The organism is Sporosarcina sp. FSL W7-1283, assembly GCF_038003105.1.
Classification (GTDB): domain Bacteria; phylum Bacillota; class Bacilli; order Bacillales_A; family Planococcaceae; genus Sporosarcina; species Sporosarcina newyorkensis.
The window spans coordinates 2,438,036-2,461,645 of the sequence record NZ_JBBOOL010000001.1; the positions used below are offsets into that span (position 1 = coordinate 2,438,036).

General features: G+C 34.4%; 26 protein-coding genes and 2 tRNA genes. All 28 read left to right on the forward strand.

The genetic code is table 11. The features are described from left to right. Nucleotides 1-78 precede the first annotated feature (78 nt). The 28 genes from MKY93_RS12585 (at nt 79) to MKY93_RS12720 (ending at nt 23,534) form a co-directional block, all read left to right on the forward strand. Nucleotides 79-1,335, forward strand: a complete 1,257-nt coding sequence (locus MKY93_RS12585) for a PhoH family protein (RefSeq protein ID WP_340759349.1) — start codon at nt 79-81, stop codon at nt 1,333-1,335. Nucleotides 1,336-1,674: 339 nt separating this feature from the next. Then, nucleotides 1,675-1,755, forward strand: a tRNA-Tyr gene (locus MKY93_RS12590). A 62-nt stretch (nt 1,756-1,817) separates the two neighbouring features. Beyond that, nucleotides 1,818-2,447 carry a hypothetical protein gene (locus MKY93_RS12595; protein WP_340759350.1) on the forward strand — a complete coding sequence of 210 codons (630 nt, stop codon included), beginning with the start codon at nt 1,818-1,820 and terminating at the stop codon, nt 2,445-2,447. A gap of 329 nt (nt 2,448-2,776) precedes the next feature. Continuing rightward, a tRNA-Ile gene (locus MKY93_RS12600) sits at nt 2,777-2,851 on the forward strand. A gap of 81 nt (nt 2,852-2,932) precedes the next feature. Further along, nucleotides 2,933-3,127: a YonK family protein gene (locus MKY93_RS12605; protein ID WP_340759351.1), complete on the forward strand. Its 195-nt coding sequence runs from the start codon at nt 2,933-2,935 to the stop codon at nt 3,125-3,127. A gap of 2 nt (nt 3,128-3,129) precedes the next feature. Next, nucleotides 3,130-4,371 carry a hypothetical protein gene (locus MKY93_RS12610; protein ID WP_340759352.1) on the forward strand — a complete coding sequence of 414 codons (1,242 nt, stop codon included), beginning with the start codon at nt 3,130-3,132 and terminating at the stop codon, nt 4,369-4,371. Nucleotides 4,372-4,429: 58 nt separating this feature from the next. Then, the gene (locus MKY93_RS12615) at nt 4,430-4,843 is read left to right on the forward strand and encodes a hypothetical protein (RefSeq protein ID WP_340759353.1); all 414 of its coding nucleotides are present in this window, start codon (nt 4,430-4,432) and stop codon (nt 4,841-4,843) included. Between the two features lie 195 nt (nt 4,844-5,038). After that, entirely contained in the window at nt 5,039-5,767 is a 729-nt protein-coding gene (locus MKY93_RS12620; RefSeq protein WP_340759354.1) for a ClpP family protease, read from the forward strand. A gap of 176 nt (nt 5,768-5,943) precedes the next feature. Further along, nucleotides 5,944-7,284, forward strand: coding sequence for an HNH endonuclease (locus MKY93_RS12625; protein ID WP_340759355.1), 1,341 nt, complete (start codon nt 5,944-5,946; stop codon nt 7,282-7,284). Next, nucleotides 7,285-8,172, forward strand: a complete 888-nt coding sequence (locus MKY93_RS12630) for a hypothetical protein (RefSeq protein ID WP_340759356.1) — start codon at nt 7,285-7,287, stop codon at nt 8,170-8,172. It abuts the gene before it with no gap. Further along, nucleotides 8,162-8,788, forward strand: a complete 627-nt coding sequence (locus tag MKY93_RS12635) for a hypothetical protein (protein WP_340759357.1) — start codon at nt 8,162-8,164, stop codon at nt 8,786-8,788. The genes MKY93_RS12630 and MKY93_RS12635 overlap by 11 nt, the downstream gene beginning before the upstream one ends. A 256-nt stretch (nt 8,789-9,044) precedes the next feature. After that, nucleotides 9,045-10,163 (forward strand): hypothetical protein, encoded by a 1,119-nt coding sequence (locus tag MKY93_RS12640; RefSeq protein ID WP_340759359.1) that lies wholly within the window; start codon nt 9,045-9,047, stop codon nt 10,161-10,163. A 33-nt stretch (nt 10,164-10,196) separates the two neighbouring features. Further along, the gene (locus MKY93_RS12645; RefSeq protein WP_340759360.1) at nt 10,197-11,729 is read left to right on the forward strand and encodes a hypothetical protein; all 1,533 of its coding nucleotides are present in this window, start codon (nt 10,197-10,199) and stop codon (nt 11,727-11,729) included. Between the two features lie 97 nt (nt 11,730-11,826). Beyond that, on the forward strand, nt 11,827-13,152 hold the full coding sequence (locus tag MKY93_RS12650; protein WP_340759361.1) for a hypothetical protein: 1,326 nt from the start codon (nt 11,827-11,829) through the stop codon (nt 13,150-13,152). Nucleotides 13,153-13,179: 27 nt separating this feature from the next. Further along, nucleotides 13,180-13,635 carry a hypothetical protein gene (locus tag MKY93_RS12655; RefSeq protein ID WP_340759362.1) on the forward strand — a complete coding sequence of 152 codons (456 nt, stop codon included), beginning with the start codon at nt 13,180-13,182 and terminating at the stop codon, nt 13,633-13,635. Between the two features lie 58 nt (nt 13,636-13,693). Then, nucleotides 13,694-14,674 (forward strand): hypothetical protein, encoded by a 981-nt coding sequence (locus MKY93_RS12660; protein ID WP_340759363.1) that lies wholly within the window; start codon nt 13,694-13,696, stop codon nt 14,672-14,674. 65 nt (nt 14,675-14,739) lie between these two features. Further along, complete coding sequence (locus tag MKY93_RS12665; protein WP_340759364.1) at nt 14,740-15,303, forward strand: hypothetical protein; 564 nt, start codon at nt 14,740-14,742, stop codon at nt 15,301-15,303. A 16-nt stretch (nt 15,304-15,319) separates the two neighbouring features. Then, the gene (locus tag MKY93_RS12670; protein ID WP_340759365.1) at nt 15,320-15,751 is read left to right on the forward strand and encodes a hypothetical protein; all 432 of its coding nucleotides are present in this window, start codon (nt 15,320-15,322) and stop codon (nt 15,749-15,751) included. Next, a complete protein-coding gene (locus tag MKY93_RS12675; RefSeq protein ID WP_340759366.1) occupies nt 15,748-16,092 on the forward strand; it encodes a hypothetical protein in 345 nt (114 codons plus the stop codon). Before MKY93_RS12670 ends, MKY93_RS12675 begins: the two co-directional genes overlap by 4 nt. A 4-nt stretch (nt 16,093-16,096) precedes the next feature. Next, entirely contained in the window at nt 16,097-16,816 is a 720-nt protein-coding gene (locus MKY93_RS12680) for a hypothetical protein (RefSeq protein ID WP_340759367.1), read from the forward strand. Continuing rightward, nucleotides 16,806-17,309, forward strand: a complete 504-nt coding sequence (locus tag MKY93_RS12685; protein ID WP_340759368.1) for a hypothetical protein — start codon at nt 16,806-16,808, stop codon at nt 17,307-17,309. Before MKY93_RS12680 ends, MKY93_RS12685 begins: the two co-directional genes overlap by 11 nt. Beyond that, the gene (locus MKY93_RS12690) at nt 17,306-18,178 is read left to right on the forward strand and encodes a hypothetical protein (RefSeq protein WP_340759369.1); all 873 of its coding nucleotides are present in this window, start codon (nt 17,306-17,308) and stop codon (nt 18,176-18,178) included. Before MKY93_RS12685 ends, MKY93_RS12690 begins: the two co-directional genes overlap by 4 nt. Nucleotides 18,179-18,224: 46 nt before the next feature. Beyond that, complete coding sequence (locus tag MKY93_RS12695; RefSeq protein ID WP_340759370.1) at nt 18,225-18,959, forward strand: hypothetical protein; 735 nt, start codon at nt 18,225-18,227, stop codon at nt 18,957-18,959. A 172-nt stretch (nt 18,960-19,131) separates the two neighbouring features. Then, a complete protein-coding gene (locus MKY93_RS12700; RefSeq protein ID WP_340759371.1) occupies nt 19,132-20,553 on the forward strand; it encodes a hypothetical protein in 1,422 nt (473 codons plus the stop codon). A 138-nt stretch (nt 20,554-20,691) separates the two neighbouring features. Continuing rightward, nucleotides 20,692-21,339 carry a hypothetical protein gene (locus tag MKY93_RS12705; protein ID WP_340759372.1) on the forward strand — a complete coding sequence of 216 codons (648 nt, stop codon included), beginning with the start codon at nt 20,692-20,694 and terminating at the stop codon, nt 21,337-21,339. Then, nucleotides 21,326-21,793: a hypothetical protein gene (locus tag MKY93_RS12710; RefSeq protein ID WP_340759373.1), complete on the forward strand. Its 468-nt coding sequence runs from the start codon at nt 21,326-21,328 to the stop codon at nt 21,791-21,793. The genes MKY93_RS12705 and MKY93_RS12710 overlap by 14 nt, the downstream gene beginning before the upstream one ends. Nucleotides 21,794-21,851: 58 nt before the next feature. Further along, on the forward strand, nt 21,852-22,880 hold the full coding sequence (locus tag MKY93_RS12715) for a tyrosine-type recombinase/integrase (RefSeq protein WP_340759374.1): 1,029 nt from the start codon (nt 21,852-21,854) through the stop codon (nt 22,878-22,880). A gap of 147 nt (nt 22,881-23,027) precedes the next feature. Then, the gene (locus tag MKY93_RS12720; RefSeq protein ID WP_340759375.1) at nt 23,028-23,534 is read left to right on the forward strand and encodes a hypothetical protein; all 507 of its coding nucleotides are present in this window, start codon (nt 23,028-23,030) and stop codon (nt 23,532-23,534) included. Nucleotides 23,535-23,610 lie beyond the last annotated feature (76 nt).

A 23,610-nucleotide genomic window follows, 5' to 3' on the forward strand; every position in this document is an offset into this window, starting at 1 on the left:
TGGAGAATAAGCGATAAAAATATATACGTGTAGAGGGAGCTTTGACTCCCCTGCTGCATGTTAATGGGAGATTAGCTTATGACAAATGAGAAAATGTGGATTGCAGATACGAATTTTCTGTACGATGGTATTGAACAAGTTATTGATACTAAAAAGATTGTTCTTATGTCAACCGTAAGATTCGAAACAGACAAACATAAGACGGCAATTGACAAGGATCTACAGTACAAAGCCAGAAAAGTTAACAGATTCATCTTTGATAATTATGATAAGTTTCATCATGACGTTGGAGAATATAATCCTGAAGTGATTCTAGGGTTAGACTACAGCAAAGATGTGATGGACTACAGGATCTTAGCCTGTGCGAAGGTTAATGACTACGGTATTCTAACAAATGACTTAAATCTCTATTCTACTGCCAAAGCATTCAATGTAGAAGTAAAAACTTTAGCGAAATTAAATGGTGAAGCAGAAAAAGAATATACAGGTATTCGTAAGATTTATGTTAAACCTAATAGCGAAGATGAAGAGAAATTCGCTAGTATCTATCAGGATATATCAAATAACCCATATAAGTTACTAACTAATGAATATATTATCTTTTATGATAAAGAGACTCCAATTGAACATGATGAAGACGGTTATCCCACTAAATACAAGGTATTGGACAAGTTTCGTTATGACGGAAAGAAAATGCATAAGCTAAAGCTGCCTCATAAGAAAGTTGTACAAGCTAGGAATGAAGAACAAGAGTGCGCTATCGACTTACTGAACAATGACGATATTCCCATTAAATTTATTATTGGTGTAAGTGGATCAGGAAAGACAAAGCTTTCTGCTAAACTAGGAATTCATAAAGTTTTAGACACTGGAGCTCACTCAAAGATATTAGCTGTAAGGAATCCTATTGGTTCAGGAGAAAACATTGGATTTTTGAAAGGAACCTTTGAGGAAAAGACTGATAAATTTTTCGAACCAATTATTTCGTGTCTGAAGGGTGGAGAGTTAGAAGCTGCCCTGATGGAACAAAGAGGACAGTTAGAAAAGCATATTCCTTACTTCTCTAAAGGATTGACTTGGAATGATTCTTACGTTCTCGTGGATGAAGCAGAGGACTTAAGTAAAATTATCATTAAGCTACTTGGTTCTCGTATAGGTGAAGATGCCAGTATTGTTTTTGCTGGGGACTATAAACAAGTAGAAGAAAAATATTCTCGTAATAACGGACTCATTCAAGCCATTGAAGATTTAAAAGGCAACTCGTTAGTCGGAGTTGTTTCGTTAAGTGAAGATGTTCGATCAGAAGCATCTAAAGTGTTTGCTGATTTGTGGTAAAGAGTTGACCGTTGGCACGGGTCATGCCTGAATCCAAATATTCCATTCGCGGGAGATGTAGAGCTATATGCCTTACTTCTTATGAATATGCTTATGACGAGGGTATAAGTTGTACTAGAGTAAAATTAAACATTGCAGTACCGTACGCGTGGTCTGAGTAGCGGTATATAGAAGCCTCTTAACAATGCTGTCTAGCTATATAGGAATGAAAAGACCGCTTCTAGAACGCATGATATTTCTCTCTCCCCTTTCTCCAGTCACCCTATTGATAGGAGATAAAAAGCGCATTTTAACTAATGCTGACGGCTAGCTTTAAAGGTTGGTAGCTGGTTTTATATTGGAAGAGTATGCAAGTGGATAAAGCAGGAAGACTGTAAATCTTTTACTTCGGTTTCGTAGGTTCAAATCCTACCTCTTTCACTAAAAAGTCTTTCTGAGACTATAAAGCAGACGAATAAAAGGATAAGGGAGATTGATTATTAATGACAAACACTACTGAAATGACTGTGGCTCGCGCCTTAAGTGAATTAAAGTTATTAGACTCGAAAATCCATCGCACTATTAACGGAGCTACATTTATCGGTGCTGAAGTTGGCAAGAAAGTTTCTGCTGGGTTTAAGAGTGTAGAGGAAATTGCAAATCGAGCCAAATCAGATTATCAGTCATCTCAGGATTTAATTAAGCGTAGAAATGTGATTAAGTCGGCTATTGTAGTGTCAAATGCTCAAACTAAGGTAAACGTTGCAGGAGTGGAAATGTCTGTAGCAGAAGCAATTGAGCGCAAAACATCAATTGAATATGATAAAACACTTCTTAATAAGATGAAACGTGTTTATGCAGAGTACGTGCAAGCAGTAGATAGAACTAATGAAGATATGAAAGAGCGCTTAGATAAGCATCTTGAAACTTTGTTTGGCAAGGAAGGGAAAGCTTCTGCTCAAGCTAATGAAGATATTGTGAAAGCTTTCAAAGCAGACAATGAAGCTAAACTAGTTGATCCTCTAGATTTGAAGGATAAGATTGAAAAGTTAGAAGCTGAGATTGAGGACTTTGAGTCAGAAGTGGACTTCACATTATCAGAAGTGAATGTTTTAACACGTATTACAGTGTAATGAATGTAAAGTAAAATAAAACATTGTTAACCAGTCGAAATTCAATAAACTAAACACCTCAATTAGAAGTAGGTTAACTTCTAAAACTCATAAAAGAGCCGAAATTAATCCAAAGATGGGATATATTCTGATGACATACATCAAACAGGTTGAAAGTTCAAACTTGAAATCTCAGAGATTAAATTTCAATATTCAAAGTTCTTATGAGCTCAGAGTTTAGTTTTTAAAGTTAAAGAATCGATAAAATCCTAGTGAAGTGGCTTATGGGTATTTGTTTATTGACCCTATTGGATGCCTCTAGGCTGACTGATTGACAATACTTTTTTTATGGACATATAGCCAAGTTGGATAAGGCGTTGACCTCATAAGTCAGAGATGCACTGGTTCGAGCCCAGTTTTGTCCACTATGTTACGTTGAGTTTCATGTTTAACTCAAATAAATCAAATTAAACATGTGAATATAAGGATAAAGGGGATTATATATAATGGCTAAACAAAACTCAGGATTTTCATACAAAGGTGAAATTGGATATGATGATGGACGTTTTTATGTAACAGAGATTAAGAAGGATTCAGAAGAAACATATGATTTATCTGCAATGTTGATTAATTATGTAGGACGGACAATTACAATCAACGGAAAAGAAGAGTTGGAAATTAATCCTATCGAGGAATCTTGATTATGGAGTATAACTTTAATAGACTTCAAGGAGAGATACCATTTCAGCAATTGAAACGTATTAGTGTAGATAAAGTAAATGGTTTACACAGAATGGATTGGTTAGACGTTAAAGAGAAATTTGGATTTGAACAAAGTGCCGAAACTTTACGTCGGTATGCTCAAGCTTGGAAAATGGATTTAGATAATAGTTTGGAATCTAAAGAAAAGTCATCTAAAAACGAAGAAGTCATCAATAAATATAGAAGTACAACAGAGATTATGGGTGATGGCTCGCATAAGTCAGATAGACTAGTAGAAATGAATGATGAACAGTCTAAGAATCCTGATTATGTATTAAAAGCTCATGGATTTGATAAGTCTGAATGGGAATTGGTTAGTGCTAAGAATAGCATTTGGAATGCTAATCAAACTGACGGAACTAAAACGTTGTTCTCTAGTAAGATTTCAGTAAAGCCCAAAGTTAATGGATTTGATGTTGATAGGTTCTTGGAGAAGCTAGAGAGTATAAAGCCTAAATACAGGAAACAACTAACAAATTCAACGGACAGATTACTTACTTTATCTTTTGTAGACTTACACTTCGGAATTAACAGCTGTGAAGACTATCAGCAAAAACTAGATGAGACTATTGAAATTATTCAATCTAAACAGTGGGATACTATTTACATTCCACTAGGAAATGATGCTTTACACAATAACGATCATACTGGTAAGACAGCCAATGGAACACAGATTGAAACTGTAGATATGGATTACGCAACCGAAGAATTCTATAAGTTCTATACTATCTTAATAGAGGAATCTCTAGATAATTCTACTAATGTCGTTGCTGATTATATCCCCGGCAATCATGATGCAGATATTACGTGGATGATGGTTAAGATGCTGGCTAAAATGTACCCTCAAATTAAATGGAATACTTCTATGGATGCCAAGAAGATGTTTAAATGGAAGAATATATTTCTTGTTAATCTTCATGGAGAAAAAGGGATAAATAGAGTTGCGAAAACATTAATTACTGAATATCGAGACTATATGGTAGATGCAAAAACAACAGAAATTCATAGCGGACATCTCCATTCCGAGAAAGTGAAGGATGAGTTTGGAATTCTAGTTAGGACACTGCCCACTAGTGCGAAGACAGATGGTTGGCATAAAAATATGTCATTCGAAGGTGCAAATAAGACTAGTCAACTATTTGAATATGATTGTGATAAATTAAAAGTTATACATTATGTCTGATAAGTAAAACAAAAATATTAATAGGATAAACACTCATGAAATAAAAGGAGATTACAACTTGACAAATAAAAACAATCAATCAGAAGAGAAATGTGAAGTCTGCTCAGCGTATAGTTACTTCTCTGATTTAGTAGATAATACAAATACTACTGTAGAAGAAGCATTCCATGATGCATTTGAGCTACTGACAGAGACAATCATCGAACAAATTGCAGACGATATGATGGAAAAGGCTTTCATGGACGGCTATGAGATTGGGAGATATGACTCTATTAAGGCACTACAAAAACAACTAGGAAACATTGCAGAAGTTATGGAAGATGAGATTCATACAGGACATTGTGGAGACTGTGATTGTGATGAAGGATATTGCGAGCGCGAGGATGACGGCACGAATTATAAGAAGGATGATGAATTGGACTATTCTAGCGTAGAAGATAAGATTCGTAAAGCTATTCGGGAAGATAAGTAATGGCAGATAGGATAGGGAAAGTTAAATATAAGATTAAGTGTATAGCTATTCTATTACATTTTAAGTGGGAATGCAAGAAGAATGAGTTCATGGATAAATTTCTACAGTATAAACGGTAGATGAGCACAAGGAGAATGAGGGAAGATGCCCTCCTCTGTCCTTCTAATAAGATGAGAGATTAGGAGGAGTGGGATTATGAGCGAAGAGAAGAAGGATGTTGTTGAGGATATTGAGGAAGAAATTGCTGATGTTGAGAGTGTTGAGGATGGAAATATTGAGGCTGAAGATGAGAGAGAAACTGTTGTAGTTTATCTTGATGAATTAGAAAAGCTGTCAGAATTAGTAGATGAATTAGAGAATGATGAGAATATTGAAGATAAGATTGATCGGACGCTGTTTGATGAGAGAGTGATATATTTACAAGGAACTATTAGTACGGACACAGTGAATCAAGTTGTGCCTATGATTCATTTTTATAACATCCAAGACTCAAAAAATAACATTCCTATCGAGAAGCGCAAAAACATACAAATTTACATCTCCAGTGTTGGTGGGGAAATGACTCATGGCAAAAACATCTTGGCAGCAATGGAAGCATCTGAGGCTAAGATAGAAACAATCCTACAAGGATCTATGGGAGCTAGTATGGGAATGGTGCTTTTTCTGGGCGGCGACATTCGAAAAATGTCTAGACATGCTGAAATGCTATATCACAATTTGTCAGCTGGGATGGAAGGTACCTATTCAGAAATGAAGAATCAATTTGCTTACTATGATAGGTTGCAAAAAGAAATGGATAAATACATTGTAGAGCGTACAGATATTCCTATGAAAAAGTTAAAACGATACAGTGAAAGAAACTTAGACTGGTACATGTCATTCGAAGAATGTAAAAAATATAATGTATTTCATATTGAGATTTAATAGTTTGTTAGGAGGCTTGGCTGGTACGAGCTCCTTATAGAGATTATTAAATTATAATAAGTAAAGTTAAATATATGAGATAGGATAGGTTGGGAGTTGCTCCCCGACTGATAAGTGACCTCAACCCCACTTCCTATCTTTTTTATTATTGGGTTGGGAGAAAAGGGTTGTGAGATATGAGCGAAGTAAAGAAACGTTCTAGAGGTAGAAGATTAACAATAGAACAAGTGAAAGAAGAGTTTGAAAGCAAGGGATGTTTATTGTTATCTAAGCAATATAACAGAATTTCAGACACCCTTTCTTATAAGTGTAAATGCGGAAATATCGCAGAAAAATCGTTAAAAAACTTTAAATCTTATCCTTACTGTAAGGAATGTGCAAGAAATGATAAATCAAAAGAGACAAAAGGAAGAAGTAAATACAGTTACGAAACAGTAAAAGAATATTTTGAGCAGTACGGTTGCGAGCTGATTACAACTGATTATAGAGGCGTGTCTCAAAAATTAGATTATAAGTGTCACTGTGGAAGAAAAGCCGAGATAACCTTTAGCAAATTTAAACAAGGACGTAGATGTATGCAATGCGCCATAGAAACAAGAGCAAATAAGAGAAGACATCCTTATGAGAAAGTAAAAACAGACTTTGAATCTGTTGGCTATCAATTAATTACTACTGTAGATAAGTATGTTGATGCATCCTCGAAAATAGATTTTATTTGCGATCAAGGACACAAAAGAAGTACTACCTATAGGAGTTTCAGAGAAGGAATAAGATGCACAGGATGTAGTGGTCATGAAAAACATACTTTTGAATACGTACAGAAGTTGTTTTTAGATAGCGGTTGTGTTCTTTTAGATGATAAATATATTAATAATGAAACCAAGCTAAACTATATATGTTCTTGTGGAAATAAATCTTCTATTAAATTACAAAACTTCATAATGGGGAAAAGATGCTATGAGTGTAGATCAGACAAGATTGCCGAGGCTATAAGATTACCTTACAAATATGTACAAAACTATTTCGAAGAAAACGGATGTACGCTTATTTCTAAAGAATACAAAAGTTTGAGCTCTAAACTTAAATATATTTGTAAGTGTGGCAGAAAGGGATTTTCTTCTTTTGCAACCTTTAAAGAAAGCAAACAATGCAAGAAATGTTCTTTTGATGCGTTAAGGAACCCAAATCTAACAGATGAAGATAGAGTGAATCAAAGAAAAATAGAGGGGTACGAAGCGTGGAGAATAGCTGTTTATAAACGCGATAATTATACATGTCAATGTTGTGGAGATAACTGGAGTGGTAAGTTAAACGCTCATCATAAGGATGGATATCACTGGTGTCAAGAAAGACGTTTAGACGTGACGAATGGAATAACTCTTTGTGAAGAATGTCATAGACTAGGAGAGTTCTCATTTCACGCAATTTTCGGAAACGCTAATAACACAGAAGAGCAATTTGAAGAGTGGTTTTTAAAATACAAGGCACACAACTTAAAAGAAAGGAGAATATCATGAGTGAGTAAAATTAAAGAAAGAACCAGAAAAATATGCACAAAATGTATCAAGGAAAAAAATATCACGGATGACTTCTACCTCGCTGCCAATGACCTTATTAGCAGTGATGGTAGACTTAACATATGTAAATCATGCCTGACTGATTTAATTGATATGAATACTCCAGAGACTTTAATAGACGCTATGAGAGCAGTAGACAGACCTTTTATCAAAGAAAGATATGATGAAGCCATGACCAAGCCTAATCCATTGGGATATTATATGCGTATGTTAGGCACTATCCAGCATAGAGACTGGACTTACTTAGAAAGCGACTTCGATTCTGATAATAGTAGATATAACGCTAAAACATCTAAAGAGTTAAATAAACCTAAACAAGTCGACGATATAATTAAATTTAAAATTACACCTGAAATTGTTTTAAAATGGGGATCAGGCTATCCAGAAGCAGAGTTGTATCAGCTAGAGACATTTTATGAAGATATGATTACAGCTAACGATGTAACCACACCGCAACATAAAGAATACTTAAAGTTGATTTGCAAACTAAGTTTAGAACAAAACAAAGCCTTAAGTGAAGGAAGAGTTAATGAATTTAAAAATCTCAATACTCAATACAACGTAATGATAAAAGAATCCGGATTTAGACCAATTGATAGAAAATCTGGTGGAGAGTCGGCGGGGATAAGAACATTCTCACAAGTTTGGGAAGAGATTGAGAAAGATGGATTTATTGAACCTCATCCCTATGAGGTTAGTCAGGAAATAGTTGATAGGACTATTATGTATGTAGGAAATTACACTAGAAAGCTTGTTAATATGCAGAGCATGAGTGAACCTCCTAAAGATACACCTAAAGTAAATGAAGGTGAAGAAGATGAGCTATAACAATTACCGTCACCCTGATAAGAAACACAGTAATTTAAATGACGTATCTGATAATGATCTCTCTAAAAAAGAGACAAGCGTATCTTCCTTCGATACGATGCGAGACGACTGGAGAAAGTTTTGTTCGTATTATAGACAATATCCAGATTATTTTATCGATTTAATTAGCCCCCCAAACTCTAGAATAAAGCTGTTCTTCTATCAGAGATTAATGCTGAGAATATTATTTAGGTATCAGCAAGTTTATTTCACAATGACCCGTGGATCAGCAAAATCTTTTACTCAAATATTAGGACTCTACCTAAAAAATATCATGTATCCCGGAGTTCACCTTTTTATAGCGGCGCCCACAAAATTGCAAGCGGCTAATATATCACAAGAAAATATAGAGAAAATATGGGAGTATTTCCCCTTACTTAAAAACGAAGTAAAACAATTCTACTTTAATAAAGACTCAACTAAATTGGTTTTTCAAAACGGTTCAAAATTAGATGTTGTTCAAGTCTCTCAGTCTGCTCGTGGAGGGAGAAGACATGGTGGATCAGTAGAGGAGATAGTTGACGAAACAATGAAGAAAGATGTGCTGAATGAGGTGGATTACTGCCTTCCTTCTTAGAAATTTGAAGGTAATCAAATTGGACAATATCGGTGAAATCCTCTATTAAAAATGGATAATACCGAGATAAGCAGGAACATCGCCTGCCATCGTAGAGCGTAGGAATTGAGCGATAAGAGAGCAATAATATTCCCAAGAGTGTCCGATACCTAAAGTGAGAACTATGGTAAAAATGTACGCCGAACTTATATGATAGAAAAATATAAGAAGTAGAGGATAAAAAACCTTTACGATAACAAATTGAGTAATTCCAATGATGGCTAATAATAGAATTGCTACGTGTGGGGGAACCGACCCCAATGAAATTCACAAGTCTACTGCATATGTTACAACCGCTGGTACAAGACAATCCTTTGCATATGAAAAACAAATGGAAGTCTTGAGAATGATGGTTGAAGAAAAGAGTGCCTTTATATTCGGTGCGGGTTACGAGCTCCCTGTAATGCATGACCAGTTGGACTTAGACTACATTGTCTCTTTAAAAGAGTCAGAAACATTCAATCCGTTAGGCTTTACTAGAGAGTATGAAAGTACATGGACGGGAAGTTCTGATAGATCACTTGTAAGTTTTGAAGATATTAACGAGTGTAGAGTTCTTCCAAAAGCCGAAGAAAAAAATATGGATAAAGACGCAATGTATGTATTATCCTATGATGTAGCAAGAGCTGAAGGTTTAGCTAATGCTAACAGTGCTTTAGCTGTAATAAAATGTATCCCTCGCGGAGATGGAACTTATACAAAACAACTTATAAATATCTATAGTTTTGAAGGAACTCATTTTCAGGAGCAAGCTAAATTTTTAAAGCAAAAGGTAAATGATTTTAAGGCGAGTATTTTAATTGTAGATATAAATGGATTAGGCAGTGGATTGGTGGATTTCCTAGTTACTGACACGATAGACGAGAATCCTCCGTATTCCGTAGTTAATGATGATAGATACAACGCCTATAAAACTCCAAATTCCATACCTATGATATTTGCCATCAATTCAAGTAGCAGAGATACCAAGGCAAGTGACATCCATAATTTATTTATTAATCTTGTTTCTAATCATAGGGTGAAGTTGCTCATATCTCAATCACAGGCGAGAACAAAATTAGGAAATGTAAAGGATAGTCAAAAATTATCTGACAGCTTGTTGCCTTATGTTATGACAGATTTATTAGTGGAAGAAGTTATGAACTTAGAATATAAGCAAGCAGGCAATGATACCCAAGTCAAACAAATCTCAAAAAGTATAACAAAAGATAAATTTAGCGCATTCCAATATGGATTGTTTTGGATTCATTTAGAGGAAAAGCGTAATCAGACTCGTAAAAAGCAAGATATAAGCGTCTCTCAACTATTTAAATTTAAGCAAGGTAAACTATACTAATCTATAATCATCACACAAGAAAGGAGGAAATAAATGTCTAACTATATTAACAAACAAAATAACAAAAAATTCTCGCCCCCTTCCCCACCTACAGAGGAAGAGCTTAAGAAGCAAAAATTTGTAGCTGAACAGCAGAAAATGTTTTCATCTGTTCAGCGATCAATCATCAGAGAGACCAATAAGCATATTTCATCTAATTCATCTCTAGGCAACTTTACAACTCAACAGGTTACACGTTTTCTTCAAAATCCTATTCAATTTGAGAAACAATTGAGACAGTTATCTAATTATCTATATAATGTAAGTGGAAACTATAAGCGCATCATTCAGTATTTTGCTTTACTCCCTACTTATGCTTACACTATTGAGCCTTACTCTATACCTGAAAAATATAATAAAGAAAAATATAAGAAAGAATATTTTAAGGTAGCCAAAGAATTAGAAAAGATGAGTCTTCGGCACGAGTTAACAAAAATTATGAAAATAGCTTTTAAAGAAGACGTATTCTATGGATATATAATTGAATCCAAAGATACGTTTTTTATTATGCACTTAGATGCTGATTATTGTAAGATTACTTCACTTTCGGGTGAAGATGGTTTATTTAACTTCTCATTTGACTTTTCATTCTTTGATAGGAATAAAGACGTATTGTCTACCTATCCCGAAGAATTTCAGCAAAAATATCAAACTTATTTAAACGATACATCTCAGAGATTTATCGAGTTAAGTTCAGATAATGCAATCTGTATTAAAGTTAATGATGAAATTGAATACCCTCTTATCCCCTTTAGCACTATATTTGAGAGCATCTTTGAAGCTGACCAGTATAAAAAAATTAAAATGCAGAAGACAAAAATGGACAACTTCCTTCTATTAACTCAGAAGATTCCGCAAGGAGATAAAAATGAAGTTGACATGTTTACAATTAACCTTGATTTAGCTGGACAATTCCATGACATGTTGAGTCAAAGCGTCCCAGAGGGAATTAGCGTTGCATTGAGTCCAATGGAAATTACAGCGACGCGAATGGAGAAAAGTCGAAATGATCAAGACGTTATTCAGCAATCTCAACGTGATATATATAGTGCAGCAGGAGTACCTCAACAAATATTCAACTCAGAAAAAAATACAGCTGTAGGCATTAACAAGAGTATCGTGACAGCTGAGCAAATTTTATTTGGCATTCTGCGTCAAGTTGAAAGATGGGTAAATAGAAGATTATCTAAAATGAATGCTTCCTATAAATTTCATCTCAAATTTCTCGATATAACCGTATTCAACCAAAAAGAGAAACAAGATCAGTTGCAAAAAGCCGCTACTTCTTCTATGCCTGTAATCAATGAATATGCTGCTAGCTTAGGTATGAGTCCGTTGGATTTATATAATAAAGCAGTATTAGAGAATGAAGTATTATCCTTGCATGATTTATTGAAACCTTTGCAGTCCACTCATACGCAATCAGGCAAAGACAATGAAGGTGGAAGAGATAAAGTAGACGATGATGTTGTAAATGAAAGTACAGAGCAGTGGAGAGAAACAGACGACGCACAAGGTGAATCATAAAAACAATAACATCAATTAAATAAACTAACATCACAGAAGCCAAACGAGGCTTTTTTATTTTGACTCATATTCCCTTTTAAGGAGGTGAACACATAATATGACAGTGAAAGAAATGGATAAAAATTTAAGATTTGAAACTGAAATCCAATCTATAGAAAAAATCAATCCTCTATTTTCCCGCGCCACTTTAAAAGCCTTTTATACAGGTGTTAACAGGAATGGGAGTTTTATTTCAAAAGAAGTAGCCGAAGATGCAATCAAATCAATATATAACACTCCTATTGTTGGAGAGTACATTGAGCAAAATGATAATTTTGGTGGACATGGTGGAGAAATTGTAATTACTGATGATGAAATCAAATTTAAAACTACAACTATGCCCTATGGCGTAATTCCAGAATCTGCAACTATTAAATGGGAAAATGTCACAGAGGTAGATGGAAGAGTTAATGAATACTTAGTAATCGAAGGTGCTTATTTATGGACTGGTAGATACGAAGAATTGAATGGTCTACTAAATACATCGTATGGGCAATCGATGGAAATTGAAGTTCAAAATGGTAGCTTTGCAATTGTTGATGGAGTAGAAGCATTTAAAGTAGATGAGTTCTTGTTCTCTGCTTTCTGTATCCTCGGAATCGCCAAGGATGGAGAAGATCGTGTTGAACCCTGCTTTGAGTCAGCTTCAATTACAACATATTCATTAGATAAAGATAGTTTCAAGAAAGAGTTTAATCAAATGATCTCTGAATTGAAATTTAGTCTTGAAAAAGAAGGAGGTAATGAAATGTCAAAGGAAAATGTAACACCTGAAGTAGAAGCAACTGAATCTACAGAAGAAGTAGCTATCGAAAGAGACTATGAGAAAACTGAAGTAGAGGCTACTAATCCTACTGAAGGAACAGAAGAAGATAAGACTGAAACTACAGAGGATGCTAACGAGTCACCTGATACTCCAGAGGACTTCACAGAGGCTTCTAATGAAGCTACCGATGAATCTACTACGGAGCAACCAGAAGACGCTACAGAGTTAACTGAAGAAGCAGAAGATGAGACTGATTATAAAACAGAGTATTCTACTTTATTAGAAACTCATGAAACACTTAAATCAGATTTCACTACTCTACAATCTCAATTAGATGAACTTCAATCTTACAAGCGTCAACGTGAAGAATCTGATTTGAAGTCTAAATTTGAAGGTAAACTTTCAGACGAGGAATTCACTCAAGTATTCACCGAGATGAAAGATGAAACAGTTGAAACAGTAGAAGAGAAGCTATTCGCTTTAATCGGTAAGAAAACTTATTCAATTCAGAAGCCAACTAACACAAAAGAAAATAAAATCAAATTAGCAGTCTCAAAAGAAGATGCAAAACCATCTAGTCCTTATGAGGCTTTATTTACAACATATTTACAAAAATAAGAAAACATATTCTAGGAGGAACAAATAATGACAAAAGTAAATCTTGATAAGATTCAAGCAAAAGGTGACGGTAATATTGTATCCGTTGTAGGAGATGCAACACTTCCAAACGGTGCTGTAGTGGCACTAGGAGAACTATTAGACGGTGAGCGCGAATTGTTTAAAGCAGTAGCTCCAGAGGCAGAAGCAGAGTTGCTATTAGTAGCTGCTCCAGAGGTTAAATATGATGAAACTCAAGATCAGCTAGACTTCGAAACTAAAGCTGGTACTCCAGTACGTGCGTATCACTTGAAACGTGGAGATATGTATCAGGCTGAGCATTCTCTATTTGAAGCTACACCAACAAAAGGACAAGTTGTAACTGGTAACGCTACTTACGGCTATAAAGAAGCAGTCGGAACGGAAGTAACTAAATTTAAAGTTGAAGCATTGACTAAGTTTGGCTATGACCGTCGTGACATGGCACTATTGCGTGTATTGTAAGATAAACAAAAGTAAAATTAAACTATAAAATATAACAAACATTCAGGAGGAATTATTAATGAGCAATTATAAACTAGCAGTAAATATGGCAAAAGAGGTAGGTTTAGGACAAGCGCAAGCGGTCGCTAACTACTCAGCAACAGATGTGGATACAGTAATTCGTGGAGCATTTCTAGAAGAAATCGGAGTTGAAGCTATCGACTTTAACACATACCGCGAGAATAAGTATAAAATTTTCCGTATTCTACAGGAAACAGTATCCCCTATTATTAATGACCGACTAGTTGAAACTATGGGACAGTTTGCTGAGATTCGTAATGTAGCATGGGGTGATACAACTGTATTTGATGTAGAGAATCCAGATTTGTTCGATGTTGCAGTTATTGCAGACGGAACAGCTAACCTACGTCGTCAACGTCTAGATAATGGTAAAATGGACGTTCAAATGTCTAACTACGGTATTGCTATCTATGATGAATTCTACCGTTTCCTAGCAGGTCGTACTAACTGGTCTCAAATGGTAGATAAAGTTGCCAAGTCATTCGAACGTAAATTAGCAGAGTCTGTACATGCTTCAATCTTCGGAGCATATGACAAACTAGATGCTAAATTCAAGTATACAGGCTCTTACAGTGAAGATGAATTATTGAACGTCCTTCAAGCAGTAGAAGCTATGTATGGTTCAGCTATGGTAGTTGGAACGAAAGCAGCTCTAGCTAAGATTAAACCTGACTACGTTGGAGATGGCACTAAGGATCAGTACAATGCAATTGGTCATCTTGGAGTTTTCCGTGGTTATAACATGGTTGCACTTGCACAATTCTTCAAAGCTGGAACTACAGAGTTTGGTTTGTCTAGTACAGATCTACTTGTTCTTCCGTCTGCTAATGAGAAGATTGTCAACATCGTACATGAAGGTGAAGCAATTGTTCAGGACAAGCAAAATGACTCTGACTTGACAATTGAGCACACATTCATCAAACGTGCTGGAATTGGTCTAGCAGCAGCTAATGGTTTCGGTATCGTTAAATTTTCATAAAATAAATTAAATATACTTTGCGAGAGGGGTCATTCTCCTCTCAATGATAAAAAGGAGAATAATAAATGACAGAAGAAAAAAAGACTGTAGCTAAAAAAGCCCCTGCTAAGAAAGCTTCTACTAAAAAAGTGGAAACTGAAAATGTAGAAGTTGAAGAGGAAGTTAAAAAAGCTATTCCTAAAGAAGAACCTAGACGAGAACTCACTAATGAGACTCAAGTTGAAGTCATGAATAACACTACTGGACGTTATGGATACTTTGGTCGTTCAGGGTTTGCAATGGAAATGACTGAATATGGAGATGTATTAGAAATTCCATTTGGTGAGCTAAAGCGTATGAGAGCAGAACAGAAGCGTCACCTTGAAGATGCATTCATTGTTCTATTAGATGAAGATGCAGTGAAAGAATTGCGCTACGAGAAGTTATATGAAGGAGTATTTAATGAAGAAGGATTAGACGAGCTATTCCATAACCCTGATAAACTTGCAAAAGTACTCCCTAAAATGCCTCCTACTATGCGTGAGACAGCAGGTTCTATTGCAAAACGTAAATTTGAGAATTATGAACTTACGAATACTCTAGTTAAAAAAGTCATTGAAGAGAATCTAAACATTAAGATTGACGCTTAAGAAAGAGGTGATTCAAATGGGAACACCTTTTAGCGATATTTATTTACTGTTTCTTTCCCAAATTAAAGATTATGAATTAGCTACTATGGAAGAAACTCTATTAGAAGAGAACTTACAATTATGGCTAATCAACTCAATTGGATACTTTACCCTGTGTAAGAAGGATTTACGTAACTATGATTCAGACCTTGCTCAATTCACTGATGTTCTAGATTCTATTGAAAAACAAATACTAGCCAAATTTATGGTTCATTCCTATCTCAATACATTCCTACTAACAGAGCAAAACTTAAAGCAAGCTCTTAACTCTAAAGATTATCGTATGTACAGCCCAGCTAATCAGCTTAAAGCTTTAAAGGAAGTAAGAGAGCAAATTAATTCAGAAGCTAACACATTAATGAGTCGGTATTCATATAATATTCACGATGTAAAGAGGTTTTTCAAATGAACAGAGGATTAACAGAAAGAGATTATCGAGAGTATCTAATTAACCTTATTCCCTCTATTTTTAAACTCCTTCCATTATATGAAGAAAAGAATGAATACTTAATTGACTTTATTGATTCACTATTACACTTTGAATTGTACGGTGCGACTGAAGCTATTGGAGACTTACCTAAAGGCGTCTGGTATGGGAAGACCATTACCACTCTAGAAGGCATTGAAAAGCATTTACGACAGGAATTATCTGATCCCGAATATAAAGATAATCATAAACGCTTCAAGAGAGAAATATTTAAGATTACAGCATTAATCGATAAGCAAATAGACCAGTTAAGAGGAGGGTGATGCTATGGGTAAATATGATTCTTATATTGCTAGAGTTACAGCCAGCGGGAATACGTTCCAAGAAGATGTAATGAGCTCTACTAAGAGACAAGCCTATGAATATATCATGAACTCCCCTACTAAGTCAGATGTAAGTATATTTAATATTATTATTAATGAGCAAGGTAAACATGAATTTATAGAAGTTGACAAAAAAGTTACCATTGTATCTGAGAAAACAGGAAAGACTTTCCACGAGAAGTCAGTGTTATTCCTTCCAGATGAAGATGAGCTAATTGGCACGTATATGCTATATAAAAACAGAATGTATCTAGCTACTGAAATTTCTGATATTGAAGGTTATCCACAAGCTTTCGTTGAACATTGTAATTACTTCTTAGATATTAAAGTAGGAGAAGATCAGAAGATACAAACTGGAACGAATTCTAGAGGAAGACCAATATTTGAGTATATTACTCCTACTATTAAGTTACCAGTTAAACAGTCTTCTAAAATTTACTCTGAATTAAACAACTCTCAAGTCCCTCTGCCTGAAGGAGCGATTATGATCAAGGTTCCTTATCATAAAGATATTAAAATAAAGGTGAATGATGAGTTCTTTATACATGGGGATAAGATACAAGTTACGACTGTTTCTAGTGATGATCTATATTTTAATAGTGATGGGTCACTGTACGGTTATTATACAGTACGAGGTCAAAAGGGTGACGGCGTTGAAAAATGAGATTAAACGTGGAACATTAAGGTATCATATCAATACAATTTATACGCTGCTTAGAAAAGATGAATATTTAATGAGGTTATTATATTACAAACCTGAATCTTCTGAACTAGAGGATTCTTTGGAAATTAAACATATTCTTGATAATGATGATTATTGGAACATTGTAGATGAGAGAATTATGACAACTACTAAGTCCTCCGAGATAGAAAAGGAAGAGCTGTGTAGATTATACATTTATCCCGGCAGAAGAAGATCAGATTTTAATAGCTATGTAGTCGCTGATCAAGAAATTGTAATAGATGTGCTTGTACATGATTCATATAGCTCTGATTTACGAACAGAATGGATAGCAGATAGATTAAATGAGTTAATAGCGCTAGAAAGAATAACTGGATTCGGTAAAGTAGAATTTGCAGCAGCAAATCAAAGAGATGCTCCCACTAGATATGATAGATATCAACTTGTTTATACAATAAAGGATGGTAAGAAATGAGTCAAGTTAAATACGATAGAGAGATGTTTATTTTTGGTGAGCCTGTCTATGTGGATGGAATTGGTAATTTTAGATTTCTAACATATAAAGAATACTTAACTGAAATTCAAAGTCTATTAGCTATTAAAATGAACACACTGCATGTCTACTATTTATACCGTAACCAGCTTGATGAGAATGATACTCAGGCTATGAGCGAACTAGAAGAGTTAAAGAAAATGAAACTGTTTGAGATTGTAACGACTCAGAAGATGCTCCTTGATGAATACGTGAAAATTTTGTCTATTGTGCTGGATGAGAATAGTAAGAGAAATACTTGGTCAGATAGTTTAAAGGAATCTGTAAATAAAGATATAGAAGAAGCTAGAGAAAATGCTTATGTAAAAGATATGGAATTTACAGAGCCTACTACTGATGAGTACAACTATTTATTGTTGATGAAGGCGCTAGGTTTAATTTTTAATGATGAAGAGTTGTTTGAAGAAGTTCGCAAGTTAGTGATGGATATGCAAGTTTTAGTGGAAGAAGAAGTTAGTGAGGATAAAGTTGTCCAGAGTTTTATTGAAAAAAGTAGACGCGTTCAACAAAAGAATTCTCAACCTCAGTCGACTTCGGATCTTGCGTCTTCAATAGTGGTCGGTTCAAACTATAAATACGAAGAATTAGCAAAAATGACAATTCTTCAGATATACAGTACTTACTATAGAATAGCTGCAATGAAGTCATATGACACTTCTACACTTTTTGCAACTGTTTCTGGAGATGTGCAAATAGATCAGTGGAATCGCTCAATAGATTTATTTGAAAAACAATCAGTAGGTATTGCAGCATCAGAATTTAATAAAAGTTTTGGAAGACTCTTTAAATAAGGAGTCTTATTAAAAATAATAAAAACAACAATGGAGGAATAAATTTATGAATAATCGTTATGTAATTGCGGACACATGTGATGTAACTTGGGAACGTATCCGAGACGGTAAAATTGTTATGACTACAGAAAGTCAGCTTGCTAGCATTAGTCAGGCAGTTTCTGAAGAGCGAATTTATGGAGGTATCGGTGGAGGTACTGTAGCACTAATTTCTTCTCAAAAGGAAATTGATCTATCTGTTCGAGACGCTTTATGGATGTTAGATTATCTTGAAATGACGCAAGGTGTTGAAATTAACAGCGCAGGAACGGCAACTATTACTAAAAAACTAGAAGGGAAAGTAGCTGATAATGCTGGTACGTTAGAAGTTACAATCGATAACACAACTGTTACCGAAGGTGTCATTGTTGATAAAGACGGCTCACAAAATGTAGCAACTTTCACAACAGGAGTAGCTGACCTACCTTTACCTGCTGAAGCAAAAGATGGGGATACTGTGGTGGTGTATATCAAAGAAGAAGTAACTGGAGATATGGTTACATTTAGTGCGGATAAATTTAGTGAGTTGTACAAGTGTACTTATCGCACTATTGCTTTTGATCCTTCTACAATGGAACATAAAAAGGATATCGTTATTCAGTTCGACTCCGTAAAACCATCAGGATCGTTCGATATGTCGTTTGAAATGAATTCTCCAATAGCGCCCGAAATGAATTTTACTGTTCTGACTCCTATGGGGAAAAAAGAGATGGGACGTATTCTAGTAACTGATCCAATTTAACAACCATAAGTAAAGTTAAACAGTACGTTGCATATAGAGGATTCCTTCTATATAATAGATTAGGGAGTTAATCTCCCTTTCTATTTTTAGTCATCAAAAAGAAAGTTAAATAATATAATTTGTATTTGATTATTAAAAATAGAATTATAGCAGAAAGATAGAGTGGGAAGTCATGAGTTCACTCGAAAGTAGGCAACTCCAATACCTATTTCTTTCTGACTTATTAAATTGGAAAAAGTACACTACTGGAGAGTGGTTGGGAATGAAGAAGAGTCAAGTTGAATCAATGAAGGAATGTCGTATGTGTAAAGAAGAAAAAATGTTAATTTTAAAGGAGAGATTCTGTGATGAGTGTAAACATAAAAGAAAAAAAGAGTCCCAAAGAAGATACGATGAAAAAGTAAAAGAAGATAGAGTCAAGAAGAAGCGAAGAAAATATGAGGATAATTTTTACGAAATCGATCCATCAGGCGATGATTTATTACCTATTAAATTTAATAAGATATCGAAAATAAATGCAGAGTCTTATAGAAAACTATTTAAAATGAATTGGAAAGAGGTTTTAGATAAGTTTGGTAAATTAGAAGAAATGCAATCTCTGCTCGACCATAAGTATGAAATGTTTCATAAGGAAACGGGAAGTCAAGATGTGGCAAGATTCTCAAGAGAGATAGGAAGCAATTACTACACTATACAAGACTTCGACATAAATAGAATGATGAGTCCTTTAGGGTTACGATTTAATAGTTATGAGGATGAACATTATAGAAATAACATGAAGTATTTATACAATAAATACAATCGTATACCTCTGTATTCAGAATTTATGGAGAACACAAAAATTCCTATTCCTTCTTATGTATATAGATATAAACTAGTAGGAAAAGTGTATGATCAATTGGTTAATATGTTTTATAATGAAAAAGATATAAGAGAATATACAAAGCTGAGACTCTCTGTAAAGTCTGACATAGGGAGAGAGAACCATCAAGGATACAAATACGACTTCGATGATCTAGAGGAAAACTTTAGATTTGTATTTAATAATTATTTCGAGGATGTCAATGAATATCCAACAATAGAGATTTTTAGTAAGTTTTCCAATGTCGACGTAACCACTTATAATCATAGATTAAAGATGTCTTTCACTCAAGTGGCGAAACACTATGGGTATCCTGTAGATGCCTATGGAAGTAAAACTGAAAAATATGTGCTCAGCACTATCTCCAGATTGTTAGATACTGAAGCTGATACGCAAATGACATTTAAATGGCTTAAGTCAATTAAAGGATTTCCTTTAAGATGTGATGGTTACTATAAAGACCATAGCTTAATAGTTGAGTATGACGGGCAACAGCACTTCTATCCTATTGAGTTTTTTGGTGGAATTGAAGGATTCGAAAGACTGCAAATAAATGACGCAATCAAAAACGATCTAATCCCTAAACACAACCTAACACTTATTCGTATTGCCTACGATGAACCTTACTGGGACGAAGACTTCCTACGTATGCGACTATATGAGAATGGGATCATCTCACCTAACCGAGCACTCATCACAGACAGTCAGATCAATCAAATTAAAGTTTCATAAGTATAATTAAACTATATAACAAATCAGTGGCAAAGTAAAGATAAATAATACAGTCATCCAAACAGTGCCTATCTCTTAAATGAGAAATGGCACTGTTTTATTTTACCCAGAATCATCAGACTATAAGGAGGAATTAAAATGTCAAATAAAAATAAAGAAACAAATAAGAATACAACTGCATCATCCCCTACTAAGAAAGTTGGTTCTAAACCTCGTGCTAAAACACTTAATATGAAAATGATTGATAAACAATTTAATGACTTATCCAAATTAACCACTTATACACTCGATCCCAAAGAAAATTTAGTAGTTAAATATTATGAGAAATTTGATGAAGTGAAAATTCAGGAATTACTTCAACTAGCCTATAAGCATTTAGAGTATGTACGAGAAAAAGAATTACCTTACTTCCAATCAGATGATGAGTTCATGATTTTCGTGCAGTATCTAATTATTTATAAATTTGCAACTGTAGTAGATGAAGAATCAGAAGACTTCGAGCCCCATATTAACATTATGAATAAACTTATCAGTACAGGGTTGTATCGTGTATTTTTAGAGGATATTTTTGATCCTAATGAAGTTATGAAAGTGTTAGACAGATTAAAAGAATTCCAGAATCTAATTGAGAAAATTGGAGCGCTGACTTTTGAAACTCAGAAAGAGTTAGAATCTACATTGCAGAATAAAGAAATTATAGATGGAGCATTTGGTAAGAAGAATACTGATAATCCTATTCATCCATTAGTTGATCCTTATGGAGATGAGAGTAATGGTAAAATTTAAGAATTTAGCTCAAATGCAAGCATGGCTTGAGAAGAATGTACATCAAGTGGTGAATAAATCTGCTGAGATTGAGAGGATTCTTGTGGACGCTATGGTGGAAAGTGTATGGATGAATGTCTATGATGCTTACGAACCTCAACAATACAACAGGCGTGAAGATGAAGGTGGACTTGCCGATGAGAGGAACTATGAGGTGACAAGTGTTTCTCTCGTCGATGGAAGAGTACGGATGGTAGTGGAGAACTTGACTCAAGGTAATGACAATCTAAGTCACACGTTCCTTTCTGACACAATTGAGGCTGGAATTAAGTCCAATTGGAACAATTCTAATGGATCGTGGGCAGAAGCCAGACCGTATATTGCTGAAACAATAAAGAAACTTAAAGAGAATCCTGAAGAGTTAGCTGGAACGTTGCGTAAAGGATTAGCTGCTAAGGGATTAAAGATTCAATAAAGAATATTAAATTATAAGTAAAATTAAATATTATATAGTAGAGAGGAAGTTTTTATGAGTGAGTAAAAAGATGAAGAGGGTTAAATATTTCACTAATGAAAAGAAAGCTATGATTAATCCAGAAAATAAAAAGAAATATAATAAATATTATAACTCAAGAGTCGCAAGTAACAGAGATGTAAAGAGTACAACCTACAAAGTATATAAGAATTATATGGATCACTTTTTAGTTTATCTAATGGAAGAGTGGGACAATGTTGATCTATACAGTGAAGAATTCTTAGATAGCGCAGTTGAGATTATGGAAGGATTCATGATTTTTTGTCAAGATGTGCTATATAACAATAAGAAAGTCATCAACACAAAAATATCCGCAGTTTCCAGTTTCTATATATGGAGTGTAAAAAGAGATCTAGTCGACAAACATCCATTCGATAACAAACTAGAAAGAATGAAAGGTGCTCAAGACGAACAGATCATTGATTCACACTATTTAAACGAAGAAGAGACTGATGTCATTACAAAGGAATTAGAAACTGATAAGCGTTACGATATTCAGGACAGACTTATTTGGGGTATTATGCTTGATTCCGCTAACCGTGTAGGAGCCATTTCAAAACTTACTCTATCGTCTTTAAACTTAGACTTGATGGTATTTGAAGGAATAAGAGAAAAATTAGGGAAGATTGTAGAAGTTGCTTTTGAGGAAGATACAGCAGAAATACTGAGAGAATGGCTAGAACTTAGAAAAGATATGGACAATTTAGAGGTAGATGCTGTATTCATTACTAAATATAATGGAGAATATCGTCCTATGTCAAAAGGAACTATTCAAGAGAGAGTAAAGAAAATTGGGCATATTATTGGCTTGACTACTTTCCGGTCTCACTCTATCAGAAAGACAAAGATTAATCAAATTTATGTAGATACAGGAGATCTTGCTTCTGCCAGCGAATATGCCAATCATTCTGGATTGGATGTTACTAAGCAAAGCTATACTAAACCACAGACTAAAGCTGAGTTAAGAGAGAAGATTGCAGAGATGAAACGCAAAAAGCAAGAAAGCAAAAATAAAACATCAGAATAATATCACCATTTTATTATAATAATAAACACATACTATACCAACAAAAATATTTCAATAATTGAGAAATTGTGGTATAGTATATACATATCTTAGTAATACTACAAATAATAAAACATACTATATAATACATACAAAGGAGTTGATAAAATGAAGAGAATTTTACCGATCTTGTTATTTTGTTCACTACTATTATTTGGATGTGGGGATATAGAAAAAGAAGATCAAAAAGTATCTGCAAATACGTCCAACGAAACAAATTTAAGTGAAGAGAATTACGTTTCAATTGTTAAATCTCTTGAATCCATAAAAGATTTTAATTCCCATGCATTTGTCTTCATGGAAAGATTGACGCTAGATACATCTCTTATCCACAATGAAAAGTTTAAGGATGAGTATTTTGATATTTTCAAAGGAAAAATGTATGAGTTAGAAAACGTCTCTTTAGACATCGAAAATGAAAAAGAATTAGAAGGTTATCTTAATGATTACATTTCCATGAATAAAGAGCTTGTGGATGCTTTGATCAAAATGATTGAAAATGAAGATATAACTTATACTTCCGTAGTTACTGAAACGTTTCGAAAGTGGGAACTAAAAAAAGAAAGTTATGGGGATATCTTAAATAAGTATAACTTGGATGAAGAAGTATTGTAATAAAATTTAATAAGTAACAACACTAACGACACTCCAATAGGTGTCGTTTTTTGTTGTGCAAATTTATAGCAAAGGA

Excerpts from the sequence above, each read along its gene's own strand:
- MKY93_RS12585 (WP_340759349.1), top strand. The coding sequence starts at position 79 with ATGACAAATGAGAAAATGTGGATTGCAGATACGAATTTTCTGTACGAT.
- MKY93_RS12595 (WP_340759350.1), top strand. The coding sequence starts at position 1,818 with ATGACAAACACTACTGAAATGACTGTGGCTCGCGCCTTAAGTGAATTA.
- MKY93_RS12605 (WP_340759351.1), top strand. The coding sequence starts at position 2,933 with ATGGCTAAACAAAACTCAGGATTTTCATACAAAGGTGAAATTGGATAT.
- MKY93_RS12610 (WP_340759352.1), top strand. The coding sequence starts at position 3,130 with ATGGAGTATAACTTTAATAGACTTCAAGGAGAGATACCATTTCAGCAA.
- MKY93_RS12620 (WP_340759354.1), top strand. The coding sequence starts at position 5,039 with ATGAGCGAAGAGAAGAAGGATGTTGTTGAGGATATTGAGGAAGAAATT.
- MKY93_RS12625 (WP_340759355.1), top strand. The coding sequence starts at position 5,944 with ATGAGCGAAGTAAAGAAACGTTCTAGAGGTAGAAGATTAACAATAGAA.
- MKY93_RS12635 (WP_340759357.1), top strand. The coding sequence starts at position 8,162 with ATGAGCTATAACAATTACCGTCACCCTGATAAGAAACACAGTAATTTA.
- MKY93_RS12640 (WP_340759359.1), top strand. The coding sequence starts at position 9,045 with ATGGCTAATAATAGAATTGCTACGTGTGGGGGAACCGACCCCAATGAA.
- MKY93_RS12645 (WP_340759360.1), top strand. The coding sequence starts at position 10,197 with ATGTCTAACTATATTAACAAACAAAATAACAAAAAATTCTCGCCCCCT.
- MKY93_RS12650 (WP_340759361.1), top strand. The coding sequence starts at position 11,827 with ATGACAGTGAAAGAAATGGATAAAAATTTAAGATTTGAAACTGAAATC.
- MKY93_RS12655 (WP_340759362.1), top strand. The coding sequence starts at position 13,180 with ATGACAAAAGTAAATCTTGATAAGATTCAAGCAAAAGGTGACGGTAAT.
- MKY93_RS12660 (WP_340759363.1), top strand. The coding sequence starts at position 13,694 with ATGAGCAATTATAAACTAGCAGTAAATATGGCAAAAGAGGTAGGTTTA.
- MKY93_RS12665 (WP_340759364.1), top strand. The coding sequence starts at position 14,740 with ATGACAGAAGAAAAAAAGACTGTAGCTAAAAAAGCCCCTGCTAAGAAA.
- MKY93_RS12670 (WP_340759365.1), top strand. The coding sequence starts at position 15,320 with ATGGGAACACCTTTTAGCGATATTTATTTACTGTTTCTTTCCCAAATT.
- MKY93_RS12675 (WP_340759366.1), top strand. The coding sequence starts at position 15,748 with ATGAACAGAGGATTAACAGAAAGAGATTATCGAGAGTATCTAATTAAC.
- MKY93_RS12680 (WP_340759367.1), top strand. The coding sequence starts at position 16,097 with ATGGGTAAATATGATTCTTATATTGCTAGAGTTACAGCCAGCGGGAAT.
- MKY93_RS12690 (WP_340759369.1), top strand. The coding sequence starts at position 17,306 with ATGAGTCAAGTTAAATACGATAGAGAGATGTTTATTTTTGGTGAGCCT.
- MKY93_RS12695 (WP_340759370.1), top strand. The coding sequence starts at position 18,225 with ATGAATAATCGTTATGTAATTGCGGACACATGTGATGTAACTTGGGAA.
- MKY93_RS12700 (WP_340759371.1), top strand. The coding sequence starts at position 19,132 with ATGAGTTCACTCGAAAGTAGGCAACTCCAATACCTATTTCTTTCTGAC.
- MKY93_RS12705 (WP_340759372.1), top strand. The coding sequence starts at position 20,692 with ATGTCAAATAAAAATAAAGAAACAAATAAGAATACAACTGCATCATCC.
- MKY93_RS12710 (WP_340759373.1), top strand. The coding sequence starts at position 21,326 with ATGGTAAAATTTAAGAATTTAGCTCAAATGCAAGCATGGCTTGAGAAG.
- MKY93_RS12720 (WP_340759375.1), top strand. The coding sequence starts at position 23,028 with ATGAAGAGAATTTTACCGATCTTGTTATTTTGTTCACTACTATTATTT.